Here is a 25,237-nt window from a genome sequence, read left to right as displayed (position 1 = left end):
CCTATGTGGGAGCGGGCTTGCTCGCGAATACGGTGTGCCAGTCGCCGGAATCGCCAGCTGTCCTACCGCTTTCGCGAGCAAGCCCGCTCCCACATTTGATCGGCGTTGCACACAAAAACAATCCATCAGAGGTTGAACACCCATGGCTGCAAATGACACCACCCCGTTGATCGAAAGGCGTTCGATCGACTACATCCCGGAAGCGGAAAGACATGGTCGTCTATTGAGCCAGTTCACCCTGTGGCTGGGTGCCAACCTGCAGATCACTGCGATTGTCACCGGGGCCTTGGCCGTGGTGCTAGGCGGTGATGTGTTCTGGTCGTTGATCGGTCTGTTGATCGGCCAACTGCTGGGCGGTGGCGTGATGGCGTTGCACGCCGCGCAAGGTCCGCAATTGGGTTTGCCGCAGATGATCTCCAGCCGCGTGCAGTTTGGCGTGTATGGCGCGGTGATCCCGCTGGTGTTGGTGTGCCTGATGTACATCGGTTTTTCCGCCAGCGGTTCGCTGTTGGCGGGGCAAGCGGTGGCGCAGTTGCTGCACGTGGAAGACTGGGTCGGCATCGTGTTGTTCGCAGGCTTGATCATGGTGTTTACCATTTTCGGCTATCGCGTCATCCACGGCATAGGGCGCGTGGCCAGCGTGCTCGGCGTCATCGCGTTTGTGTACCTGTTCTATAAATTGCTGGCAGGTAACGACGTTGGCGCGCTGCTGGGCAACAAGCACTTTTCCCTCAGCAGTTTTCTGTTGGCGATCTCGTTGTCGGCGTCGTGGCAGATTGCGTTCGGCCCTTACGTGGCGGACTACTCGCGCTATCTACCACGTAGCACGTCCGCGTCGAAAACCTTCTGGGCCGTTGGCCTGGGTTCGGTGATCGGTGCGCAGGCGTCGATGGTATTTGGCGTGTTCGCCGCGGCCCTGGCGGGTACGCAATTTGCCCACCACGAAGTGTCGTTCATCGTCAGCCTGGGCGGTACCGGGGTTGTCGCGGCGCTGCTGTATTTCAGCATCGCCTTCGGCAAGGTCACCGTGACCACCCTGAATGCCTACGGCAGCTTCATGTCCATCGCGACGATCATCAGCGGTTTTCGTGGCAGCCGGCACATCTCGAGTGCGGTGCGCCTGCTGTACATCTTCCTGATGGTGTCGATTGCTGCTGCGCTGGCGCTGTTGGGCAAGGACTCGTTTCTCAAGGACTTCTCCGCGTTCATCCTGTTCCTGCTTGCGTTCTTCACTCCGTGGAGCGCGATCAACCTGGTGGATTTCTACTGCATCACCAAGGAGCGCTACGACATTCCGGCGCTGTCCAACCCCAACGGTCGCTACGGTCGCTGGAACGTGATGGGCATCAGCATCTATGTGTTCGGCGTGCTGATCCAGATGCCGTTCATCTCCACGCACTTCTACACCGGCCCCCTGGTCGCCAGCCTTGGCGACACCGATATCTCTTGGATCATCGGTCTGGTGGTACCGGCGGCGCTTTACTACTGGGCCGCGAAAAAGTGGCACGGCGCAATTCCTGAACACCTGATCCTGCCGGTAGAGCAGGGCGCTGCACCAACGACGACAAACGGGCTGGCTGCACAGGCCTGATGGGACGTGGACAGGGCAGGATGCCTACTGACTGCCGTAATCCATTTCAAGATTGGGAGCGTCACAACAATGAAAATGCATAAAACCTTGTTGGCCACACTGTTCTCTGCGGGCGTGCTGGCTTCTGTCGGCGCCCAAGCGGCCGGCTGGTGCGAGTCCGGTAAGCCGGTGAAATTCGCAGGCCTGAACTGGGAAAGCGGCATGCTGCTTACCGACATCCTGCAAACCGTGCTGGAAAAAGGCTACGACTGCAAAACCGACAGCCTGCCGGGCAACTCCATCACCATGGAAAACGCCCTGAGCAGCAACGACATCCAAGTGTTTGCCGAAGAGTGGGTGGGCCGCAGCGAAGTCTGGAACAAGGCCGAGAAGGCCGGCAAAGTCGTCGGTGTCGGCGCGCCCGTGGTAGGGGCGGTCGAAGGCTGGTACGTACCGCGCTACGTGATCGAAGGCGATGCCAAGCGCAAGCTGGAAGCCAAGGCGCCGGACCTGAAAAGCATCGCCGACCTGGCCAAGTACGCGTCGGTGTTCAAGGATCAGGAAGAACCGTCCAAGGGCCGTTTCTACAACTGCCCAGCCGGTTGGACCTGCGAGCTGGACAACACCGAGATGCTGAAAAGTTACGGCCTGGAAAGCACCTACACCAACTTCCGCCCAGGCACTGGCCCGGCGCTGGATGCGGCAGTGCTGTCGAGCTACAAGCGTGGCGAGCCGATCCTGTTCTATTACTGGTCGCCAACTCCGCTGATGGGCCAGGTCGACCTGGTCAAGCTGGAAGAAAAACCCGGCGTGGATAAAACCGTGAGCATCAAGGTCGGTCTGTCCAAGACCTTCCACGAGCAGGCCCCGGAATTGGTGGCCGTGCTGGAAAAGGTCAACCTACCCATCGACCTGCTTAACCAGAACCTCGGTCGCATGGCCAAAGAGCGAATTGAGTCGCCAAAACTGGCGAAAATTTTCCTCAAGGAACATCCTGAAGTCTGGCACGCATGGGTGAGCGACGACGCAGCCAAGAAAATCGACGCGGCCTTGTAGGTCAAGCGTGCCCGGCTACCCTGATGGGTTGGCCGGGCGCCTGGCCACAACCCATTGGATCGAGAGCACGATATGTTTCCTGAGAGTTTTACGTTTTCCATCGCCGACTGGGTCAACGGTTGGGTGGACTCACTGGTCACCAACTACGGCGATGTGTTCCGGCACATCTCCGACACCCTGTTATGGGCCATCGTCAACCTGGAAGGGCTGCTGCGCGCAGCACCCTGGTGGCTGATGCTGGCCATCGTCGGCGCTGTCGCCTGGCACGCCACCCGCAAGGTGGTGACCACGGCGGTGATCGTCGGCCTCTTGTTCCTGGTGGGCGCGGTTGGCCTGTGGGACAAGCTGATGCAGACGCTTGCCTTGATGATGGTGGCCACGGTGATCTCGGTGTTGATCGGCATTCCGCTGGGCATTCTCTCGGCGCGCAGCAATCGCCTGCGCTCGGTGTTGATGCCGCTGTTGGACATCATGCAAACCATGCCGAGTTTCGTGTACCTGATCCCGGTATTGATGCTGTTCGGCCTGGGCAAGGTCCCGGCGATTTTCGCCACGGTGATCTACGCCGCGCCGCCGCTGATTCGCCTGACCGACCTGGGTATTCGCCAAGTCGATGGCGAAGTCATGGAAGCCATCAATGCCTTCGGTGCCAACCGTTGGCAGCAACTGTTCGGCGTGCAACTGCCGCTGGCACTGCCCAGCATCATGGCCGGTATCAACCAGACCACCATGATGGCGCTGTCGATGGTGGTGATCGCCTCGATGATCGGCGCTCGTGGCTTGGGTGAAGACGTGCTCGTCGGCATCCAGACCCTCAACGTCGGCCGTGGCCTCGAAGCCGGCTTGGCGATTGTGATTCTCGCAGTGGTCATCGACCGCATTACCCAGGCCTATGGTCGTCCACGGCATGAGGCGAGCAAATGACTACTGTCAGCAAAATTGAAGTTAAAAACGTCTTCAAGATCTTCGGCGCCCGTTCCAAGGACGCGCTGTCGCTGATCGGCCAGGGCAAGACCAAGGACCAGGTACTGGCCGAAACCGGTTGCGTGGTCGGCGTGAACGACTTGTCGCTGAGCATCGGCACCGGCGAGATCTTTGTGATCATGGGCCTGTCGGGTTCCGGCAAATCCACGCTGGTGCGCCACTTCAACCGCCTGATCGACCCTACCAGTGGCGCGATCCTGGTGGACGGCGAAGACATCCTGCAGCTGGACATGGAAGCCCTGCGCCAATTCCGTCGGCACAAGATCAGCATGGTGTTCCAGAGCTTCGGCCTGCTGCCCCACAAGAGCGTGCTCGATAACGTTGCCTACGGCCTCAAGGTGCGCGGCGAAACCAAGCAGGTCTGCGCCGAGCGCGCCCTGCACTGGATCGAAACCGTGGGCCTCAAGGGGTACGAAAACAAATACCCGCACCAGCTCTCGGGCGGCATGCGCCAGCGTGTCGGCCTGGCCCGCGCATTGGCGGCGGACACCGACATCATCCTGATGGACGAAGCGTTCAGCGCCCTCGACCCGTTGATCCGCGCCGAGATGCAGGACCAGTTGCTGGAGCTGCAAAAGACCCTGCACAAAACCATCGTGTTCATCACCCACGACCTCGACGAGGCCGTGCGCATCGGCAACCGCATCGCGATTCTCAAGGACGGCAAGCTGATCCAGGTCGGCACGCCGCGCGAGATCCTGCATTCGCCGGCGGATGAGTATGTGGACCGGTTTGTTCAGCGGCGGGCGGCGGTGGTTTGATCCGGATTGTGTGGTGAGCCGGCTGGCCTCTTCGCGAGCAAGCCCGCTCCCACAGGGGAAATGCATTCCAAATGTGGGAGCGGGCTTGCTCGCGAAGAGGCCGGTAAGGCTGCGCAAGAGTTAAGAAAGGTATGAAGATGTCCCAGCCAACAAAAATCATCATCGCCAACGCCCCTATGCGTTGGCAGGACGTAGTCGCCGTGGCCCGCCACGGCGCGGTCCTCGAACTCTCGGGCCAGGCCTGGGCGCGCATCGACAATGCCCAGGCTATCGTGCAGCGCATTGTCACCAGCGGCGAACGCGCCTACGGCGTGAACACCGGGCTGGGTGCGTTGTGCAACGTGTCGCTCAAGGGCGAACAACTGAGCCAACTGTCGCGCAATACCCTGCTGAGCCACGCGTGTGGCGTGGGCCCGGTGCTGAGCGATGAGCAAACCCGCGCGATCATCTGCGCGGCCATCATCAACTACAGCCACGGCAAATCCGGCCTGCATCCGCAGGTGGTGCACTCGCTGCTGGCGCTGCTCAACCACGGCATTACGCCGCAAGTGCCGTCCCAGGGCTCGGTGGGTTACCTGACCCACATGGCCCACATCGGCGTGGCGTTGCTCGGTGTGGGCAACGTGAGCTACAAGGGCCAGATCGTCCCGGCGCAACAGGCCTTGAGCGCCGAAGGCTTGCAGCCGGTGGTGCTGGGTGCCAAAGACGGCTTGTGCCTGGTCAACGGCACGCCGTGTATGACCGGCCTGAGTAGCCTGGCGCTGGCCGACGCGCATCATCTGCTGCAATGGGCCGACGTGATCGGCGCGATGAGTTTCGAAGCGCAGCGTGGCCAGATTGATGCGTTCGACGAAGAAATTATCGCCCTCAAGCCGCACCCCGGCATGCAACTCGTGGGGATGAACCTACGTGCATTGCTCGACGGCAGTGAAGTGATCGCCAGTAGCAAAGGCATTCGTACCCAAGACGCGCTGAGCATCCGCTCGATCCCGCAGATCCACGGTGCAGCCCGCGACCAGGTAGAGCACGCCACTCGCCAGGTCGAGACCGAACTCAACAGCGCCACCGACAACCCGCTGGTACTCGGCACTCCAGACAACTACCGCGTCGTGTCCCAGGCCAACCCGCACGGGCAGTCGGTCGCACTGGCGGCAGACATGCTCGCCATTGCCATGGCCGAAATCGGCTCGGTGGCCGAGCGTCGCCTGGACCGCCTGATCAACCCTCACGTCAGCGGCCTGCCGGCGTTCCTGGTGAGCAACCCCGGGGTCAACTCCGGGATGATGATCGTGCAGTACGTCGCCGCCTCCCTGTGCGGGCAAAACCGCCAACTGGCGCAACCCGCGGTGCTCGATAACTTCGTCACTTCGGGCCTGCAGGAAGACCATCTGAGCATGGGCACGAGTGCCGCGCTGAAGCTGTACTCGGTGCTGGCCAACGTCACCCAGATCCTCGCCATCGAATATTTGCTGGCCGCCCAGGCCTTTGAGTTTCTCAAGGACCAGCGTTTTGGCGTCGGCACCGACCGTGCCTGGCGCTTGTTGCGTGAAGTGGTCCCGGCCTATGAGCAGGACCGCTGGCTGGCACCCGATATTGCAGCTGCCGCCACCTTGCTCAAAGCCACTGCCTTACCGAATCTGCACTGAATAACAATTTCAAAGGAGTATGAATGTGACTGCGCTAAATCTGATTCCAGGCCAACTGAGCCTTGCCCAACTGCGGGCCATCTACCAGCAGCCGGTGACTCTCAGTCTGGATGACAGCGCCACGGCGCAGATCGAAGCCAGTGTTGCCTGCGTGGAGCAGATTCTCGCCGAGAACCGCACCGCCTACGGCATCAACACCGGTTTCGGCCTGCTGGCCTCGACCCGCATCGCCAGCGAAGACCTGGAAAACCTCCAGCGTTCCCTGGTGCTGTCCCACGCCGCTGGCGTGGGTGAGCCGATCAGCGACGCGCTGGTGCGGCTGGTCATGGTGCTCAAGGTCAACAGCCTGAGCCGTGGGTTCTCCGGGATTCGTCGCCAGGTGATAGACGCGCTGATCGCACTGATCAACGCCGAGGTGTACCCGCATATTCCTTTGAAAGGTTCGGTGGGCGCCTCCGGTGACCTGGCGCCGTTGGCGCACATGTCCCTGGTCCTGCTGGGTGAAGGTAAGGCGCGTTACAAAGGTGAATGGCTGGAAGCCGCCGAGGCGCTGAAAGTCGCCGGCCTTGCGCCGCTGACCCTCGCCGCCAAGGAAGGTCTGGCGCTGCTCAACGGCACCCAGGTGTCCACCGCGTACGCCCTGCGTGGCCTGTTCGAAGGCGAAGATTTGTTCGCGGGCGCCTTGGCGTGTGGCGGCCTCACCGTGGAAGCAGTGTTGGGTTCGCGCTCGCCGTTCGACGCACGTATTCATGCGGCGCGCGGCCAGCGTGGGCAGATCGATTCGGCTGCGGCCTACCGCGACCTGCTGGGTGAAAGCAGCCAGGTGTCCCAGTCGCACCAGAACTGCGACAAGGTGCAAGACCCGTACTCCTTGCGCTGCCAGCCACAAGTCATGGGCGCCTGCCTGACCCAGTTCCGCCAGGCGGCCGAAGTGCTCGTCGTGGAAGCCAACGCCGTGTCGGATAACCCGCTGGTGTTTGCCGCCGAAGGTGACGTGATCTCTGGCGGTAACTTCCACGCCGAACCGGTGGCCATGGCCGCTGACAACATGGCGTTGGCTATCGCCGAAATCGGTTCGCTGAGTGAGCGCCGCATCTCGCTGATGATGGACAAGCACATGTCCCAGTTGCCGCCATTCCTGGTGGGCAACGGCGGGGTCAACTCCGGCTTCATGATCGCCCAGGTGACCGCCGCCGCACTCGCCAGCGAGAACAAGGCGCTGGCCCATCCCCATAGCGTGGACAGCCTGCCGACCTCCGCCAACCAGGAAGACCACGTCTCCATGGCGCCGGCTGCGGGCAAGCGTCTGTGGGAAATGGCCGAGAACACCCGTGGCATCCTCGCCGTGGAATGGCTGGCCGCGTGCCAAGGCCTGGACCTGCGCGAAGGCCTGAAAACCTCGCCCAAGCTGGAAAAAGCGCGCGGCATTCTGCGCAGCAAAGTCGCGTTCTACGACAAGGACCGCTTCTTCGCGCCGGACATCAACGCCGCCAGCGAACTGCTCGCCAGCCGCTGCCTGAATGAGCTGGTATCGGCCAAGTTGCTGCCAAGCCTCTAAGCCGCTACACGGCTCCAATGTGGGAGCAGGCAAGCCAGCTCCCACACTTGATCTTCTGCATATTCGAATTTTCTCAGGATAAAAATAATTAAGGACGAGAAATGCACCAGCAAGAAAAGGGTTTGAAACGCGGCCTAAGCGCCCGACATATTCGCTTTATGGCACTCGGTTCCGCGATTGGTACCGGGCTGTTCTACGGGTCTGCCTCAGCTATCCAGATGGCCGGTCCCGCTGTGCTGCTGGCCTACCTGATCGGCGGCGCCGCCGTGTTCATGGTGATGCGCGCCCTTGGTGAAATGGCCGTGCACAATCCGGTGTCCGGTTCGTTCGGCCAGTACGCCAGCACCTACCTGGGCCCCTTGGCCGGTTTTATCCTCGGCTGGACCTACGCGTTTGAAATGATCATCGTCTGCCTGGCCGACGTGACCGCCTTCGGCATCTACATGGGCTTCTGGTTTCCCGAAGTCGCGCGCTGGGTGTGGGTACTCGGCATTGTGTTTTTGATCGGTGGCCTGAACCTGTGCAACGTCAAAGTGTTTGGCGAAATGGAGTTCTGGCTGTCGTTGCTCAAGGTAGGCGCCATCGTCGCAATGATCCTCGGCGGCTTTGGCATCATGCTGTTCGGTATTCATTCTGCCGGCGACACCCAGGCCAGTGGCCTCAGCAACCTATGGGCCCACGGCGGCTTCATGCCTAACGGCGTCGGTGGCCTGGTCGCCTCGTTCGCCGTGGTGATGTTTGCCTTTGGCGGCATCGAAATCATCGGCATCACTGCCGGTGAAGCCAAGGACCCGCAACGCGTGATCCCCAAGGCAATCAACGCCGTGCCGCTGCGTATCCTGTTGTTCTACGTGCTGACCCTGTTTGTGCTGATGGCCATCTATCCGTGGCCGCAGATCGGCAGCCAGGGCAGTCCGTTCGTGCAGATCTTCAGCAACCTGGGGATTGGCTCGGCGGCCACCATCCTCAACATCGTGGTGATCTCGGCGGCGGTCTCGGCCATCAACAGCGACATCTTCGGCGCCGGCCGCATGATGTACGGCCTGGCCCAGCAGGGGCAGGCGCCCAAGGGCTTTGCCCAGTTGTCCAAGCAAGGTGTGCCGTGGATGACCGTGGTGGTCATGGGCGCGGCGCTGCTGGGTGGTGTGGTGCTCAACTACCTGATCCCGGAAAACGTGTTCTTGCTGATCGCCTCGATTGCCACCTTCGCCACCGTGTGGGTGTGGCTGATGATTCTGTTCACCCAGGTCGCCATGCGCCGCTCCATGACGCCTGAGCAGGTGGCTGAATTGAAATTCCCGGTACCGTTCTGGCCCTATGCGCCAGCCGCGGCGATCGTGTTCATGCTGTTCGTGTTTGGCGTGCTGGGTTACTTCCCGGACACTCAGGCAGCCTTGTTGGTTGGTGCCATATGGATCGTGCTGCTGGTCGTTGCCTACCTGCTGTGGGTAAAACCCGCCGCCGGGCAAGCGGCCAAGGTCCACTATGACCCGGCTTTGTCTCATCGTTAATTCAGGGAGGCGTTGATGAAAACGCTTTGGCAACACTGCCACGTCGCAACCATGGCCCAGGGTAAATACTCGATCATCGAGGATGCCGCCATGGTCACAGCCGGTTCGCTCATCGAGTGGATCGGCCCCCGCAGCCAAGTGCCAACGGCAGACTATGCCCAGGTGCATGACCTGCAAGGCGCGTGGGTGACCCCCGGGCTGATCGACTGCCACACCCACACGGTGTTCGGTGGCAATCGCAGCGGCGAATTCGAGCAACGCCTCGAAGGCGTGAGCTACGCCGAAATCGCAGCCAAGGGTGGCGGTATTGCCAGCACTGTGCGCGCCACCCGTGCGGCGAGCGAAGATGAACTGTTCGCAAGCGCCCACAAACGCCTGCGCAGTTTGCTGCGCGACGGCGTGACCACGGTGGAAATCAAATCCGGCTACGGCCTCGACTTGGCCAACGAACGCAAGATGCTGCGGGTGGCACGCCGTCTCGGCGAAGCGCTGCCGGTCAGCGTGCGTGCCACGTGCCTGGCGGCTCACGCGTTGCCACCGGAGTACAAGGACCGCGCCGACGACTACATCGAGCATATCTGCACCGACATGCTGCCGGCCCTGGCGGCGGAAGGGCTGGTGGATGCGGTGGATGCGTTCTGCGAGTACCTGGCGTTTTCCACCGAACAGGTGGAGCGCGTGTTCAAGGTTGCGCAGCAACTGGGACTGCCGGTGAAACTGCATGCCGAGCAGCTGTCGTCGCTGCACGGCTCCAGCCTGGCTGCGCGTTATCACGCGCTGTCGGCGGATCACCTGGAGTTCATGACCGAAGAAGACGCCATCGCCATGGCCGCCTCCGGCACTGTCGCCGTGTTGCTGCCGGGCGCGTTCTACTTCTTGCGCGAAACCCAATTGCCGCCCATGGAAGCGCTGCGTAAGCACGGCGTGAAGATCGCCATCGCCAGCGACCTCAACCCCGGCACTTCGCCGGCGTTGTCGGTGCGCCTGATGCTGAACATGGCCTGCACCCTGTTCCGCATGACCCCGGAAGAAGCCTTGGCCGGTGCTACGCAACATGCCGCCACCGCGCTGGGCATGGGCGCTACCCATGGTTCGCTGGAAGTGGGCAAGGTTGCGGACTTCGTCGCCTGGCAGATTGATCGTCCCGCTGACCTTGCCTACTGGCTGGGTGGCGAGCTGGATAAACGCGTCGTGCGCCATGGCGCCGACGTCACGGTTTGAGAGGAATACTGCTGTGGATAAGGTTCTGAACTTCAAACAAGGCCGCGTACCGCTGCTGATCAGCATGCCCCACGCCGGCCTGCGCCTGACACCCACCGTGCAATCCGGGTTGATCCCCGAGGCCCAAAGCCTGCCGGACACCGACTGGCACATCCCCACGCTGTATGACTTTGCCGAAGCGTTGGGTGCAAGCACCCTGGCGGCGGAGTACTCGCGGTTCGTGATCGACCTGAACCGGCCGTCCGACGATAAACCGCTGTACGTCGGCGCCACCACTGGCCTGTACCCGGCCACGCTGTTCGACGGTGTGCCGTTGTTCCGTGAGGGCCTGGAACCGAGCAAGGCCGAGCGCGCGACCTACCTTGAACGCATCTGGGGCCCGTACCACCAGACCCTGCAAAACGAGCTGGCGCGGCTCAAGGCCGAGTTCGGCTACGCGTTGCTGTTCGATGCGCACTCGATCCGTTCGGTGATCCCGCACCTGTTCGACGGCAAGTTGCCGGACTTCAACCTCGGCACCTTCAACGGCGCCGCGTGTGATCCCGAATTGGCCAGCCAACTGGAAGCCATTTGCGCCGAGCATCCGCAGTACACCCATGTGCTTAACGGGCGCTTCAAGGGTGGGCATATCACCCGGCATTACGGCAACCCGGCGCAGGATATTCATGCGGTGCAGTTGGAACTGGGCCAGTGCACGTATATGGAAGAGTTTGAGCCGTTCCGGTACCGCGCAGACCTGGCCGAGCCGACGCGGGTGGTGTTGAAGCAGTTGTTGGAAGGGTTGTTAGCCTGGGGGCAGAAGCGTTACGGCTGAAATTGCTTTAGCGAGCAAGCCCGCTCCCACATTTGACTGCATTCCAAAGTTGGAACTCGGTCAAGTGTGGGGGCGGGCTTGCTCGCGAAGACGGCCCCACAGTCGCCCCAGTGCAACTGCCCGTCGCCACAGTTCGTGTTAACCAAGGTCTCACTGCGTAAGGTTGTGAAATAAAAACAGCCGAGTGAGCCCATCCCCATGAAAAAACTGTTGTTGCCCTTCATCGGTGCCGCACTGCTCAGTGCGCAAGTCATGGCCGCCGAGCCGGCCTCCTGCAAAAACATCCGCATGGGCGTGGTCAGCTGGACGGACGTGATCGCCACCTCCGGCATGGCCGATGTGCTGCTCAATGGCCTGGGTTACGACAGCAAGCAGACCAGCGCCGTGCAGCAGATCATCTTTGCCGGTATTCGCGACAAGCGCCTGGATATCTTCCTCGGCTACTGGAAGCCGGCGATGGACAACAACATTGCACCGTTCGTGGCGGCCAAGCAGGTCAAGGTGTTCGATAAGCCTAGCCTCGCCGATGCCCAGGCCACCCTGGCCGTGCCGCAATACGTGGCCGATGCGGGGTTGAAGACGTTTGCCGATATTGCCCGCTTCAAGGACAAGCTGGGCGGCAAGATCTATGGCATTGAACCCGGTAGCGGCGCGAATACCGACATTCAGAAAATGATCGATACCAACCACTTCGGCCTCGGCGGCTTCAAGCTGGTGGCCTCAGGGGAGGCGGGCATGCTGGCAGCCGTGCAGCGGGCGGTGAACCGCAAGGAGTTCGTGGTGTTCGTCGGTTGGACCCCGCACCCGATGAACATCAATATGAAGATGGCCTACCTCACCGGCAGCGAAGATGTATTCGGTCCCGACGAAGGCCGCGCCACCGTGTCTACGGTGACTGCGCCCGACTTCGCCGAGCGTTGCCCGAATGCCAACCGCTTGCTGGAAAACCTCACGTTTACCGCCGCCCAGGAAAGCCAGTTGATGGTGCCGATCATGGAGCGCCAGTCGCCCCAGGACGTAGCGAAGCAATGGTTACGTGATCATCCCGAGGACTTGCGACGCTGGTTGGCCGGGGTCACGGCGTTTGATGGCAAGGACGGTGTAGAAGCTATACAGGCCAGCCTAAAACCTTGAGTCGTGCTTGTCAGACTCAACAACACCGGACAAATGTGGGAGCGGGCTTGCTCGCGAAGGCGTCGTGACAGTCGATTCATGTGCGACTGATACACCGCATTCGCGAGCAAGCCCGCTCCCACATTTTTAGATTTTCAGCGTTCAGGATATTCGCGTATGTATCCGATTTCTCCGCAGCTTGCCGCCTTTGTCGCCAAAACCGAATCCTTCACCAGCGACGACTCATCCCTGGCCGGTTTACGCCAGAACTATGACCGTATGTGCCAGGTATTCACCCCCGCACGCCCGGAAGGACTGCTAATCGAAGACTTCTGCCTGGCCGGCGTCAACGTCCGCAGTTACCTGCCCACTACCCCGACGCCACCCAACGGCTGGCCCTGTCTTCTATATATGCACGGCGGCGGTTGGGTCGTCGGCGGGTTGGATTCCCACGACTTCATCTGTTTCGAGCTGGCCAATACCTTGCAGGTGCTGGTCATCGCCATCGACTACCGGCTAGCCCCCGAGCACCCTTTCCCAGCCGCCTACGACGATTGCCGCGCTGTGTGGCAGGCAATCCAGGCCGGGCAGGGGCCATACGCCATCGACCTGCAACGCCTGGTGGTGGCGGGCGACAGTGCGGGCGGCAACCTGGCGGCGGCGTTGTGCCTGGGGTTGCGGGACGATGGGCAACCGCTACCGAGAGCCCAGGTGCTGGTCTACCCAGGCCTGGGTGGTCCGGCTGATCTGCCATCGCGGCGCGATTGCATGGATGCACCGCTACTCAGCAGCGCCGACACCGACTGCTACCTGGCGCTGTACCTGCTGGGCACCGAGAAACCGTCGGCCTACGCCATGCCGTTGCTGGCCAAGGATTTCAGCGGTCTGCCAGAGGCTTTTATCGCCGTGGCCCAATTCGACCCGCTGCGTGATGACGGCATGCTTTACGCCGAACGCCTGCAAGCGGCTGGCGTGACCACGTTGCTCTACCCCGGCAAGGGCCTGGTCCACGGTTGTCTGCGGGCGCGGCGCCAGGTGCCGGAGGTAGACCGGCTCTACGACTACCTGCTGGATTACCTGAGGAGCGAAGGGATGACACAGGTCTAAGCGCTCAAGGACATGCTCATTGCACAATTCGGGTTTATAGTGCCAGACGGCAAAAATAATCGACGTCCCCCCAGGGATGAACCCGACCCCCTACGGAGCGCGCAATGCAGACTTGGTACCCGCAGATCAAACCCTACGCCCGGCACGATCTGGCCGTCGACGACACCCATACCCTGTACGTCGATGAAAGCGGCTCCCCCGAAGGCTTGCCCGTCGTATTCATCCATGGAGGCCCTGGCGCCGGTTGCGACGCCCAGAGCCGCTGCTATTTCGATCCGAACCTGTACCGCATCGTCACTTTCGACCAACGTGGCTGCGGGCGCTCCACACCGCGTGCCAGCCTTGAGAACAACACCACTTGGGACTTGGTCGCCGATATGGAGCGCATCCGTGAGCACCTGGGCATCGACAAGTGGGTGCTGTTTGGCGGCTCCTGGGGCTCGACCCTGGCACTGGCCTACGCGCAAACCCATCCCGAGCGTGTGCATGGCTTGATCGTGCGCGGCATCTTCCTGGCGCGCCCGCAGGACATCGAGTGGTTCTACCAGGCGGGCGCCAGCCGCCTGTTCCCGGATTACTGGCAGGACTACCTCGCGCCAATCCCGCTGGACGAGCGCCACGACATGGTCGCGGCCTACCACAAGCGCCTCACCGGCAACGACCAGATCGCCCAGATGCATGCGGCCAAGGCCTGGTCCGGTTGGGAAGGGCGCATGTTGGGCCTATGCCCGAGCCCGCAGCACGTGGAGCGGTTTTCCGAGCCGCAGCGCGCCTTGTCCATCGCACGGATCGAGTGCCACTACTTCACCAACAATTCCTTCCTGGAGCCCAACCAGCTAATTCGCGATATGCACAAGATCGCCCATCTGCCTGGCGTAATCATCCACGGGCGCTACGATATGATCTGCCCGTTGGATAACGCTTGGGAGTTGCACCAGGCTTGGCCCAACAGCGAGTTGCAGGTGATCCGCGAGGCTGGCCACGCGGCATCCGAACCCGGTATCACCGATGCCTTGGTGCGCGCGACCAGCCAAATGGCCCGCCGTTTGCTCGACCTGCCGCCTGAAGAAGCATGAAGGGCCTGCTGCAACGGGTGCGTGGCGCCCGCGTCGAGGTAGCGGGCGAAATCGTCGGCGCGATTGACCAGGGTTTGCTGGTGCTGGTGGCGGTTGAACCTTCGGATACCCCCGAGAGCGCCGACAAACTGCTGCACAAGCTGCTTAACTATCGGGTGTTCAGCGACGACGAGGGCAAGATGAACCTGTCGCTGAAGGACGTGAGTGGCGGTTTGTTGCTGGTGTCGCAGTTCACGCTGGCGGCGGATACCAAGAGCGGGCTACGGCCAAGCTTCTCCACAGCGGCCCCGCCGGCCCTGGGAGCGGCGCTTTTCGACCACTTGTTGTTACAAGCGCAACAATTGCATGGCAAGGTGGCGTCGGGGCGTTTTGGCGCCGATATGCAGGTGCATTTGGTCAATGATGGCCCTGTGACCTTCCTCCTACAGACGTGATTGTATTAAAAACGACTTTTAATGCCTAAAAACGCAGGGTTTCGCTACAAATACTTCGTTGTCCCTGATGCGTTGTCTCGCGGGCTACTAGATAATCGCGCGCTACGGGGATCAGCGTTGTTTGGTCCATTTTTGACTTAGGTAGAGACTTGTCCGACAGCCAATGGGGAATCATTTTGCCCCGGGGGAGTCGGAACAATGCTCGCCAACCTGGCATATAGATAGCTGGCCGTTGGTTTTTTGATCTGTTTTCGGCGAGGGTTGCTCGTGATTGTTAGTCCCTGTAATGCACCAAAATTGTCTGCCAAACGGTTACGAAACGTACTGGTGACGGGCTCCGCCCTGTTTTGCCTGTTCGGCGCGGGTCAACTGTGGGCATTCAGTCTGGATGATGTGTCGGCCAAGGCAAAAGAGCTGGCCGGGCAGAAATACGAAGCTCCGCGCAGCAATCTGCCAAACGAATTCCGCGAAATGAAGTTCGCTGACTACCAGAAGATTCGTTTCCGCAACGAAAAAGCCGAGTGGGCCGATCAGAACACGCCGTTCAAGTTGTCCTTCTATCACCAGGGCATGCACTTCGACACGCCGGTGAAAATCAACGAAGTCACTGCCGACAGCGTCAACGAAATCAAGTACGACCCAAGCCGTTTCGATTTTGGCGATGTGAAATTCGATCCTAAAGCCACCGAACAACTGGGATATGCCGGTTTCCGTGTGCTGTATCCGATCAACAAGGCCGACAAGCAAGACGAAATCATGACCATGCTCGGCGCCAGCTACTTCCGCGTCGTCGGCAAGGGCCAGTCGTATGGCCTGTCCGCCCGTGGCATGGCGATCGACACTGCATTGCCGTCCGGCGAAGAATTCCCACGCTTCACCGAGTTCTGGATCGAGCGTCCAAAACCGGGTGAGAAGCAACTGGTGATCTTTGCCTTGCTGGACTCGCCGCGTGCAACTGGCGCTTATCGCCTGACCCTGCGCCCGGGCACCGACACCATTGTCGACGTCAAATCCCAGATGTACCTGCGTGACAAAGTCAGCAAGCTGGGCGTTGCCCCGTTGACCAGCATGTACCTGTTCGGTGCGAACCAGCCTTCCAAAGTGCTGAACTACCGCCGTGAGCTGCACGATTCCAGTGGCCTGTCGATTCATGCCGGCAATGGCGAATGGATCTGGCGTCCGCTGAACAACCCTAAACACCTGTCGGTCAGCAACTTCACCGTAGAAAACCCACGCGGTTTCGGCCTGCTGCAACGCGGTCGCGATTTCAGCCACTACGAAGACCTGGACGACAACTACGACAAGCGCCCAAGCGCCTGGATCGAGCCTGAGGGCGACTGGGGCAAGGGCACCGTCAACCTGGTAGAGATTCCGACTGCCGATGAAACCAACGACAACATCGTTGCGTTCTGGAGCCCTGCAGAGCTGCCGGAAGTCGGCAAGCCGCTGGACGTCGCCTACCGTCTGCACTGGACCATGGACGAAAAAGCCCTGCATCCAGCCGACAGCGCCTGGGTCAAGCAGACCCTGCGTTCCACTGGCGACGTGAAGCAGTCCAACCTGATCCGTCAGCCAGACGGCAGCGTGGCCTACCTCGTGGACTTCGAAGGCCCGTCCCTCAAGGCCTTGCCTTCGGACGCACCGGTGCGTAGCCAAGTCAGTGTTGGCGACAACGCCGAAGTGGTCGAGAACAGCGTGCGCTACAACGAGCACACCAAAGGCTGGCGCCTGACCTTGCGCATGAAGATCAAGGACGCAGGCAAACCGACCGAAATGCGTGCTGCTCTGGTCCAGGATATTCCGAAGCCTGAGCCTGAGAAGGTCTCGAGCCAAGTGCTCAAGGCTGACAAAGTGCTGGCCAAGCAGCACGAGAAGCAGGCCAAGAAAGACGCGAAGGACAAGGAAGCCAAGCAGCCAGAAGCTGCCCCAGCCACACCGGAGCCGGAAAAGACCGAACAAGTCCTGACCGAAACCTGGAGCTATCAGTTGCCTGCCGATGAGTAATTCTCAAGTCCAGCCAGAAACTCTGTCCGAGTACCTGGCGCATCTACCGATGACCGCTGAGCAGCGCGCCGAACTGGCGGGCTGCACATCCTTCACCGAGTTGCACGAGCGTTTGTCCTCGAAGACTTTCGACGCGCCCGTCGACGCTGCCCAAGCGTCGGTTGGCCGCCGCTTGACCTTGAGCACCGCGGAAGAACTGCAAGACGCCGAAATGCTCGCGCTCGATGCCAGCGGTCGCGTGTGCCTCAAGGCCACGCCGCCGATTCGCCGTACCAAGGTCGTGCCTGAGCCTTGGCGCACCAACATCCTGGTCCGCGGCTGGCGCCGGATGACCGGGCGTACCAACCCGCCAAAGCCGCCGAAGGACGAACGGGTCCTGCCCGCTGCACGCTGGCGTACGGTGGGTTCGATCCGTCGTTACATCCTGCTGGTGCTGATGCTTGGCCAGACCATCGTTGCTGGCTGGTACATGAAAGGCATCATGCCGTACCAGGGCTGGTCGCTGGTGGACTTCGACGAGATCCGCAACCAGACCCTGTTGCAAACCGCCACCCAGGTCCTGCCTTACGCCCTGCAAACCAGCATCCTGATCATGTTCGGGATCTTGTTCTGCTGGGTCTCGGCTGGTTTCTGGACGGCGTTGATGGGCTTCCTGGAATTGCTCACCGGTCACGATAAGTACCGCATCTCCGGTAAAAGTGCCGGTGACGAGCCGATTCCGAAAGACGCCCGCACCGCACTGGTCATGCCGATCTGCAACGAAGACGTGCCTCGGGTATTTGCCGGCCTGCGCGCTACGTTCGAATCGGTGGCCGCCACAGGTGACCTGGACCGCTTCGATTTCTTCGTGCTCAGCGACAGTAATGACGCCGACATCTGCATCGCCGAACAGCAAGCCTGGCTCGACGTGTGCCGCGAAGCCGGCGGTTTTGGCAAGATTTTCTACCGCCGTCGCCGCCGTCGCGTTAAGCGCAAGAGCGGTAACCTCGACGACTTCTGCCGTCGCTGGGGCGGTGAATACAAGTACATGGTGGTGCTCGACGCCGACAGCGTGATGAGCGGCGAATGCCTGACCAGCCTGGTGCGCCTGATGGAAGCCACGCCGGATGCCGGGATCATCCAGACCGCGCCACGTGCGTCGGGCATGGACACCCTGTATGCGCGCATGCAGCAGTTCGCCACCCGTGTGTACGGCCCGCTGTTTACCGCCGGCCTGCACTTCTGGCAGTTGGGTGAATCCCACTACTGGGGTCACAACGCGATCATCCGCATGAAGCCGTTTATCGAGCACTGCGCCCTGGCGCCGTTGCCGGGTAAAGGTGCGTTCGCCGGTGCGATCCTGTCCCACGACTTCGTCGAAGCCGCGCTGATGCGCCGTGCCGGCTGGGGCGTGTGGATTGCCTACGACTTGCCGGGCAGCTACGAAGAACTGCCGCCGAACCTGTTGGACGAACTCAAGCGTGACCGCCGCTGGTGCCACGGCAACCTGATGAACTTCCGCCTGTTCCTGGTAAAGGGCATGCACCCGGTGCACCGCGCGGTGTTCCTGACCGGCGTAATGTCTTACTTGTCGGCACCGTTGTGGTTCCTGTTCCTGGTGTTATCCACGGCTTTGCTGGCGGTGAACACCCTGATGGAGCCGCAGTACTTCATGGCCCCGCGCCAGTTGTACCCGCTGTGGCCGCAATGGCATCCGGACAAGGCGGTGGCGCTGTTCTCCACCACCATCGTATTGCTGTTCCTGCCCAAGTTGCTGAGCATCATCCTGATCTGGGCCAAGGGCGCGAAAGAGTTTGGCGGCAAGTTCAAGGTGACCTTGTCGATGCTGCTGGAGATGTTGTTCTCCATGCTGCTGGCGCCGGTGCGGATGATTTTCCACACCCGTTTCGTGCTCGCCGCGTTCCTTGGCTGGGCCGCAACTTGGAACTCGCCGCAGCGTGACGACGACTCGACGCCGTGGAGCGAAGCGGTCAAGCGCCACGGTCCGCAAACTGTGCTGGGCTTTTTGTGGGCGCTGCTGGTGGTGTGGTTGAACCCAAGCTTCCTGTGGTGGCTGGTGCCCATCGTTGGCTCGTTGATGCTGTCGATCCCGGTGTCGGTGATCTCCAGTCGGGTCAAGCTGGGCCTCAAGTCCCGCGACGAGAGCCTGTTCCTGATCCCTGAGGAATACAACCCGCCGCAAGCGTTGCTCTCCACCGAGAAGTACACCCACGAAAACCGTTGGCATGCGCTCAATGACGGCTTCGTGCGGTCAGTGGTCGACCCGCAGCAGAACGCCCTGGCCTGCGCCTTGGCGACCTCGCGTCACCGTGAGGCGGAGCCAATCGAGTACCTGCGTGTGGAACGTGTTCGTCATGCGTTGAAAGTCGGCCCTGCAGGTCTCAACAACAGCGAACGCCTGGCCTTGCTCAGTGATCCAGTCGCTCTGGCTCGCTTGCACGAGCAGGTCTGGAGCGAAGGGCATGCCGAGTGGCTCGCCGCTTGGCGTGATTCGATCAAGTCCGACCCGCACGCGCCATTGCTGCCGCTGCAGCCGCTGTCCTCCCAGGCCCAACCGGCCTGATTCAGACGCCCCCGAGGGTTCTCCTCGGGGGCATTCGAACGCTGGTCCTACGGCGCTTCCTGACGTTTCCTGTCAGACTTAACTTATTGTTATTTCGAAACAAAAGACCTTTGTTCGAAGCGTTCTGCCGTGCTCGCGGCAGGAGTAGCATCGCCCCCCAAATCTGACTCGCCACGGGGGAATTCATGATCAAAAGGTATGGTTCGGCATTGCTGTTTGGCGCTGTCGTATGGCTTTACGGTGGCCCAACCCAGGCCGGCGCACTCGACGATGCTGTCCGGCGCGGTGTACTGAAGGTCGGTACCACGCCGACCTACGTACCGTTCGAAATGACGGACAAGCAGGGTCGCATCGTTGGCTTTGAAGTCGATTTGCTGCGGGTCATGAGCCGCGCACTGGGCGTAGAGCTGGAGATGGTCGCAGTGCCCTACACCGAACTGTTGCCAGGGCTGATGGCGAAGAAATACGATCTGATCGGCAGCGGCATGACTGTCACACAAGAGCGCAATCTCAAGTTGAATTTCAGCGACTCCTTTATCGTGGTAGGCCAGACCGTGTTGCTGCATCCCAGCCTGGCTGGCAAGGTCGCCAGTATCGAAGACCTGGACGACGCCACCTACCGTATTGCAACTATCCAGGGCACCACCGGACAGGCAGCGGCCCAGCGGTTTCTGGGCGCCGCTCGCCTGAGCAGCTTTGCCACGCCGGAAGAGGGTGTGCGTCAGTTGGTGGACGGCAAGGCGGATGCCTTTGTCTATGACGCCCCCTATAACCTGATCGCCGTGAGCCGCGCGGAAAACAGCAGGTTACTGATGCTGGAGCAGCCTTTTACCTTCGAACCCCTAGCGTTCGGACTGACGAAAGGGGATTACGACAGCCTCAACTGGATCAACCATTTCCTTAACCAGATCGCTCAAGACGGGACCTACGATCGACTCCACGACAAGTGGTTCAAGGACACGGCCTGGATGGCGGAAATGGACTGAAATTCATAACTGCTTACACATCAGTCATTCGGGCGCACGGCCCACGCAAGTGTCTACTCCTGCGCTTTGTTGCTCCGTTGTGGGGCTTTTCCGACATACGTCGACAACAAATACCCGTGAAACCTTTGTGACAGGAGACGAGTGGGTTAGGATCGCACCCCGAAATGGTGCAGCCCTTTTGCGCGCCGACCTTATAAGAATCGTTCAGGGGACTTGATGATGAAAAAGTATCTTTCGATGCTGCTGCTAGGCGTCACTGCGCTGGTCGCGGCCAATGCGGCCCAGGCCGGTGCCATCGATGATGCGGTCAAGCGCGGCACGCTGAAAGTCGGCATGGACCCGACCTACATGCCGTTCGAAATGACAGACAAGCGCGGTGAAATCATCGGCTTCGAAGTCGACATCCTCAAGGCCATGGCCAAGTCCATGGGCGTCAAGCTGGAGCTGGTCTCCACCGGTTACGACGGCATCATTCCGGCTTTCCTCACCGGCAAGTTCGACATGATCGGCAGCGGCATGACCCTGACCCAGGAGCGCAACCTGCGCCTGAATTTCAGCGAACCCTTCATCGTGGTTGGCCAGACCCTGCTGATTCGCAAGGACTTGGAAGGCACCATCAAGTCCTATAAAGACCTGAACGACGAGAAATACCGCCTGACCTCCAAGCTGGGTACCACCGGTGAGATGGTCGCCAAAAAGTTGATCTCCAAAGCCAAGTACCACGGCTATGACAACGAACAGGAGGGCGTACTGGACGTGGTCAACGGCAAGGCTGATGCCTTTGTGTATGACGCACCGTACAACGTGGTTGCCGAGAAGAAAGTCGGCAATGGCAAGCTGGTGTTCCTCGAAGAACCGTTCACCTTTGAGCCATTGGCGTTCGGCCTGAAAAAAGGCGATTACGACAGCATCAACTTCATCAACAACTTCCTGCACCAGATCCGTAACGACGGCACCTACGATCGCATCCATGACAAGTGGTTCAAGAGCTCCGAGTGGCTCAAGGACATGGAATAAAGGTTTAGACCGAGTCGCGCCCTTCGCGAGCAAGCCCGCTCCCACCTGTTGACCGCATTTCATGTTGGAACTCGGTCAAGTGTGGGAGCGGGCTTGCTCGCGAAGACGGCCTGACAAGCAACACCAATCCCGGAACTTGAAATGAAACAGAAAAAAGCCCAATGGCCCTGGCACCTGCTGACCGTGGTCGTGCTGGTCGGCCTGGCTGGCGCCTTGTACTACGCCACCTCGTTGATGTCCTACGAGTGGCGCTGGAACCGCGTGCCGCAGTACTTCGCCTACCAGGCTGAAACCTCCCAGCGTGCGGCGGATATCTCCACCGTGGTCGAGTTGGTGCGCAAAGGCGACGTCGCCGAAGTGACCCTGCGCAATGATGCGGGTGCCGAGCAAAAGCTCACTGTGGCCGACAACAGCCTGCAAGTGGCACGCGGCGATGACGTGGCCGAAGGTGATGTGATCGGCGTAACCCGGCATTGGGCGCTGGGGCCGTTGATGTGGGGCTTGTGGACCACGCTGTGGCTGTCGGTGGTGTCCGGCATCCTGGGCCTGGCGATTGGCCTGGCGACCGGCTTGTGCCGCCTGTCCAGCAACCCGACCCTGCGGGACCTGTCGACGATCTACGTCGAACTGGTACGCGGTACGCCTCTGCTGGTGCAGATCTTCATTTTCTATTTCTTTATTGGCACGGTGCTCAACCTGTCCCGGGAATTCGCCGGAATCGCTGCGCTGTCGCTGTTTACCGGTGCCTATGTGGCGGAAATCGTGCGGGCCGGTGTGCAGTCCATCACCCGTGGCCAGAACGAAGCCGCTCGCTCCCTGGGCCTGAGCGCCAGCCAGTCGATGCGCCATGTGGTGCTACCGCAAGCGTTCAAGCGCGTGCTGCCACCGCTGGCGGGTCAATTCATCAGTCTGGTTAAAGACACCTCGCTGGTCTCGGTGATTGCCATCACCGAACTGCTCAAGAGCGGTCGTGAAGTGATCACCACCTCGTTCTCGCCGTTCGAGATCCTGTTCTGTGTGGCAGGCCTGTACCTGCTGATCAACCTGCCGCTGTCGAAAATGGCCAGCCGGCTTGAGCGGAGGCTCGCACAAAGTGATTGAAGTCCGCGATCTGGTAAAAGTCTTCGACACCCGTGGCCATATCGTGCGCGCGGTCGACCATGTCACCACCCAGGTGGCCAAGGGCGAAGTGCTGGTGGTGATCGGCCCGTCCGGCTCCGGCAAGTCTACCTTCCTACGCTGCCTCAATGGTCTTGAAGAGTTTGATTCGGGCTCGGTGAGCATCGACGGCCTGCAACTGGCCGACCCGAAGACTGATGTGAACGCCTATCGCCGCGAAGTCGGCATGGTGTTCCAACACTTCAACCTGTTCCCCCACATGACGGTGCTGGAGAACCTTTGCCTAGCGCAAAAAGTCGTGCGCAAGCGCGGCAAGAAAGAGCGCGAGGCCAAGGCGTTGGCGCTGCTGGAAAAGGTCGGCATTGCACAGAAGGCCAATGAGTTTCCATCGCGTCTCTCTGGTGGCCAGCAGCAACGGGTAGCGATTGCCCGTGCCCTGGCGATGGAACCCAAGGTGATGCTGTTTGACGAACCTACCTCGGCCCTCGACCCGGAAATGGTCGGCGAAGTGCTGGACGTGATGAAGACCTTGGCCCTGGAAGGCATGACCATGGTCTGCGTCACCCACGAAATGGGCTTTGCCCGTGAAGTGGCCGACCGTGTGTTGTTCTTCGATCACGGCAAGTTGCTTGAAGACGCCGCACCGGCCGAGTTCTTCGCCTCACCGAAAGACCCTCGGGCCCAGGCGTTCCTGCGCCAAGTCCTATAACGTGAACTTGCCCACCAGCATCTGCAAGTCCCGGCTCAACTTGCTCAACTGAACGCTCGCCGCCGCGGTTTCCTCGCTGGCGGCGGCCGTTTGTTCGGACACATCCCGCACTTTCAATACACTGCGATTGATCTCCTCGGCCACCGCGCTCTGCTCCTCGGCGGCGGCGGCGATTTGCGGGTTCATTTCCTGGATCACCGCCACCGTGCGGGCAATCGCCGCCAGTGCATCGCCTGCATCCCGCGTCAGGCCTACGCTGTAGTCGGTCAGGTTGCGGCTGCCGTCCATGATGTCAGCGACTTGCTGGGTGCCAGCGTGCAGGCTCTTGATCAGCCCTTCGATTTCTTCGGCGGACTCCTGGGTACGCTGCGCGAGGCTGCGCACTTCGTCGGCCACAACGGCAAAACCTTCGCCGGCATTGCCGGCTCGTGCCGCTTCGATCGCGGCATTCAGTGCCAGCAGGTTGGTCTGCTGGGATACGGATTTGATGACGTCCAGCACGCTGCCGATCTTTTGGCTTTCCTGTTGCAACGCCACCATCGCACGGGCCGAGAGCGCCATTTCGTCGGCCAGTTGGCCAATTTGCTCAACCACTTGCGCCACTACTTTGTTCCCGGCACCGGCTTGCAGGTCGGCCTCAATCGCCGCGATCGAGGCCCGTTCGGCATGCCTGGCGACTTCCTGGGCCGTCGCGAGCATTTCGTTCATCGCGGTGGCGACCTGATCGGTTTCATCTTTTTGGTTATTGATCCCATCCCGTGTTTTTTCAGTGACTGTCGACAACTGGGTGGCCGCACTGGCGATCTCTCGGGCGCTGTCACCGATGCCTCCGATAAGGTGGCGCAGGTTGTGGGCCATTTGGGCGATGCTCTGCTGCAATTGGCCCAGTTCATCGCGGCGCTCCACTACTTGCGTGGTGCGGCTCAGATCGCCCTCGGCGATGCGATTGGCCGTGGCCAGGGCCTTGCGCAGCGGCCGCACGATCTGCCCGGCGATCCACCAGGCAGCCAGGCTGCCGAGCAGCAGGGCTGCCAGGGTGACGCCCATCAGCAATGTGCGGGTTTGATCCGCTTCGTTGTCACGTTTTTGCGTCTGGCCCAGGCTCAACTCATCACTTTGTTCAAGCAATTGGTTGAGCTGTTGTTCGAAGCGGTTCTGCACGCTTTCAGTGTTCAGCTGTGCTTCTTTGAGCGCTGAAAGCTGGTTTTGATACGCCTCCAGATCGCTCTTGAGCAAGGTCGAGTCAACGGGTAAAGCGATAACGGCGTTCAGCGCAACCTGCAGCGAATCAAGTGCTTTGCTGACATTCAGCGCATAAGCCTCCAGCGATTCGCTCGACCACGCTGGAGCTTGCGCACCGTCCTCGGCCTGGCTGATTGCCTGGCGTAGGTTTTCAATCGCGTCCAGGGCCTTTTCATCATCTTGGTCGGGTAATTCGCTGGCCAGTTGGGCCAGGGTATCTCCGGCTTGGACGGCGGTCTTTCTCAACGGCGCACGCGCGTTTTCCCGGCGCTCTATCAGGGTTGGAAGCTCCGCCAGCGCGGCCTTGAAACTCTCGGCCAAACGTGTCGCATCCTGGACTCGCTGCAGGTCTGCCGGCGCCTTCATATTGTGGGAGAGGAACGAGAGGTGCTGTTCGATCTTCTCAATCTGGCCGGTTAACTTGCCCAGGCTGGCGGTGTCACTAAGCGTGCGGTACACAATGCGATCAGCACGCATGGCCTCCGCGACCACGGCCAATTGCGCCAATGCCGTCAAGTTGCTCGAGCGGTTGAGCACCGCGTTCAGAGCCTGCAAGCCGGTGCCCGCGATGATGAGACTGAGGATCAGCACCTGGCCAAAGCCCAGGGCCAGTTTAAGTGTGACGCTGGCATTGCCCAGCAGGCGGGTCAGCCGACGAAACATGGGGAGCCTCCAAATCAGCAATAGCGTTCAATGCAAACGCTAATTCGATTTGGCGGCGGGAGGGGAAAGGAAGGGATGATAAA

Annotated in this window: 20 protein-coding genes; 19 read left to right on the top strand and 1 reads right to left on the bottom strand. The window is 60.7% G+C overall.

The features are described 5' to 3' along the window. Positions 1-142: 142 nt before the first annotated feature. The 19 genes from HF257_RS05295 (at position 143) to HF257_RS05205 (ending at position 23,249) form a co-directional block, all read left to right on the top strand. Positions 143-1,591 carry a purine-cytosine permease family protein gene (locus HF257_RS05295; protein WP_185704760.1) on the top strand — a complete coding sequence of 483 codons (1,449 nt, stop codon included), beginning with the start codon at positions 143-145 and terminating at the stop codon, positions 1,589-1,591. A 69-nt stretch (positions 1,592-1,660) separates the two neighbouring features. Further along, positions 1,661-2,626, top strand: coding sequence for an ABC transporter substrate-binding protein (locus HF257_RS05290; RefSeq protein WP_185704762.1), 966 nt, complete (start codon positions 1,661-1,663; stop codon positions 2,624-2,626). Between the two features lie 72 nt (positions 2,627-2,698). Next, entirely contained in the window at positions 2,699-3,550 is an 852-nt protein-coding gene (locus tag HF257_RS05285) for an ABC transporter permease (RefSeq protein ID WP_012721776.1), read from the top strand. Then, positions 3,547-4,371 carry a quaternary amine ABC transporter ATP-binding protein gene (locus HF257_RS05280; RefSeq protein ID WP_050572407.1) on the top strand — a complete coding sequence of 275 codons (825 nt, stop codon included), beginning with the start codon at positions 3,547-3,549 and terminating at the stop codon, positions 4,369-4,371. Before HF257_RS05285 ends, HF257_RS05280 begins: the two co-directional genes overlap by 4 nt. Before the next feature lie 137 nt (positions 4,372-4,508). After that, positions 4,509-6,017 carry a histidine ammonia-lyase gene (gene hutH / locus HF257_RS05275; RefSeq protein ID WP_185704764.1) on the top strand — a complete coding sequence of 503 codons (1,509 nt, stop codon included), beginning with the start codon at positions 4,509-4,511 and terminating at the stop codon, positions 6,015-6,017. Positions 6,018-6,036: 19 nt separating this feature from the next. Then, entirely contained in the window at positions 6,037-7,575 is a 1,539-nt protein-coding gene (gene hutH, locus HF257_RS05270; RefSeq protein WP_185704766.1) for a histidine ammonia-lyase, read from the top strand. Positions 7,576-7,676: 101 nt separating this feature from the next. Beyond that, a complete protein-coding gene (locus HF257_RS05265) occupies positions 7,677-9,086 on the top strand; it encodes an amino acid permease (protein ID WP_185704768.1) in 1,410 nt (469 codons plus the stop codon). A 15-nt stretch (positions 9,087-9,101) separates the two neighbouring features. Beyond that, entirely contained in the window at positions 9,102-10,307 is a 1,206-nt protein-coding gene (gene hutI, locus HF257_RS05260) for an imidazolonepropionase (protein WP_185704771.1), read from the top strand. 13 nt (positions 10,308-10,320) lie between these two features. Continuing rightward, positions 10,321-11,121, top strand: a complete 801-nt coding sequence (gene hutG, locus HF257_RS05255; RefSeq protein WP_185704773.1) for an N-formylglutamate deformylase — start codon at positions 10,321-10,323, stop codon at positions 11,119-11,121. A gap of 198 nt (positions 11,122-11,319) precedes the next feature. Then, a complete protein-coding gene (locus HF257_RS05250; RefSeq protein ID WP_185704775.1) occupies positions 11,320-12,255 on the top strand; it encodes a choline ABC transporter substrate-binding protein in 936 nt (311 codons plus the stop codon). Between the two features lie 156 nt (positions 12,256-12,411). Then, positions 12,412-13,341 (top strand): alpha/beta hydrolase, encoded by a 930-nt coding sequence (locus HF257_RS05245; protein WP_185704777.1) that lies wholly within the window; start codon positions 12,412-12,414, stop codon positions 13,339-13,341. Between the two features lie 104 nt (positions 13,342-13,445). Continuing rightward, positions 13,446-14,417: a prolyl aminopeptidase gene (gene pip, locus HF257_RS05240; protein WP_185704779.1), complete on the top strand. Its 972-nt coding sequence runs from the start codon at positions 13,446-13,448 to the stop codon at positions 14,415-14,417. Continuing rightward, on the top strand, positions 14,414-14,851 hold the full coding sequence (gene dtd, locus HF257_RS05235) for a D-aminoacyl-tRNA deacylase (RefSeq protein WP_185704781.1): 438 nt from the start codon (positions 14,414-14,416) through the stop codon (positions 14,849-14,851). Before pip ends, dtd begins: the two co-directional genes overlap by 4 nt. A gap of 324 nt (positions 14,852-15,175) precedes the next feature. Continuing rightward, a complete protein-coding gene (locus HF257_RS05230; protein WP_198913501.1) occupies positions 15,176-16,855 on the top strand; it encodes a glucan biosynthesis protein G in 1,680 nt (559 codons plus the stop codon). After that, positions 16,848-19,418, top strand: a complete 2,571-nt coding sequence (gene mdoH / locus HF257_RS05225) for a glucans biosynthesis glucosyltransferase MdoH (RefSeq protein WP_185704786.1) — start codon at positions 16,848-16,850, stop codon at positions 19,416-19,418. Before HF257_RS05230 ends, mdoH begins: the two co-directional genes overlap by 8 nt. A gap of 185 nt (positions 19,419-19,603) precedes the next feature. After that, entirely contained in the window at positions 19,604-20,404 is an 801-nt protein-coding gene (locus tag HF257_RS05220) for a transporter substrate-binding domain-containing protein (protein WP_185704788.1), read from the top strand. Between the two features lie 219 nt (positions 20,405-20,623). Next, positions 20,624-21,421, top strand: coding sequence for a transporter substrate-binding domain-containing protein (locus tag HF257_RS05215; protein ID WP_026137058.1), 798 nt, complete (start codon positions 20,624-20,626; stop codon positions 21,419-21,421). Between the two features lie 141 nt (positions 21,422-21,562). Beyond that, positions 21,563-22,522, top strand: a complete 960-nt coding sequence (locus HF257_RS05210; RefSeq protein ID WP_185704790.1) for an amino acid ABC transporter permease — start codon at positions 21,563-21,565, stop codon at positions 22,520-22,522. Then, entirely contained in the window at positions 22,515-23,249 is a 735-nt protein-coding gene (locus HF257_RS05205) for an amino acid ABC transporter ATP-binding protein (RefSeq protein WP_185704792.1), read from the top strand. The genes HF257_RS05210 and HF257_RS05205 overlap by 8 nt, the downstream gene beginning before the upstream one ends. Here the strand turns inward: HF257_RS05205 and HF257_RS05200 are convergent. After that, a complete protein-coding gene (locus tag HF257_RS05200; RefSeq protein WP_185704795.1) occupies positions 23,244-25,154 on the bottom strand; it encodes a methyl-accepting chemotaxis protein in 1,911 nt (636 codons plus the stop codon). The two genes, HF257_RS05205 and HF257_RS05200, sit on opposite strands and share 6 nt — an antisense overlap. Between the last annotated feature and the right edge of the window lie 83 nt (positions 25,155-25,237).

It is taken from the genome of Pseudomonas cremoris, from assembly GCF_014230465.1.
The sequence above is the reverse complement of the archived record's forward strand: the minus strand, read 5'-3'. Positions and strand labels throughout refer to the sequence as shown.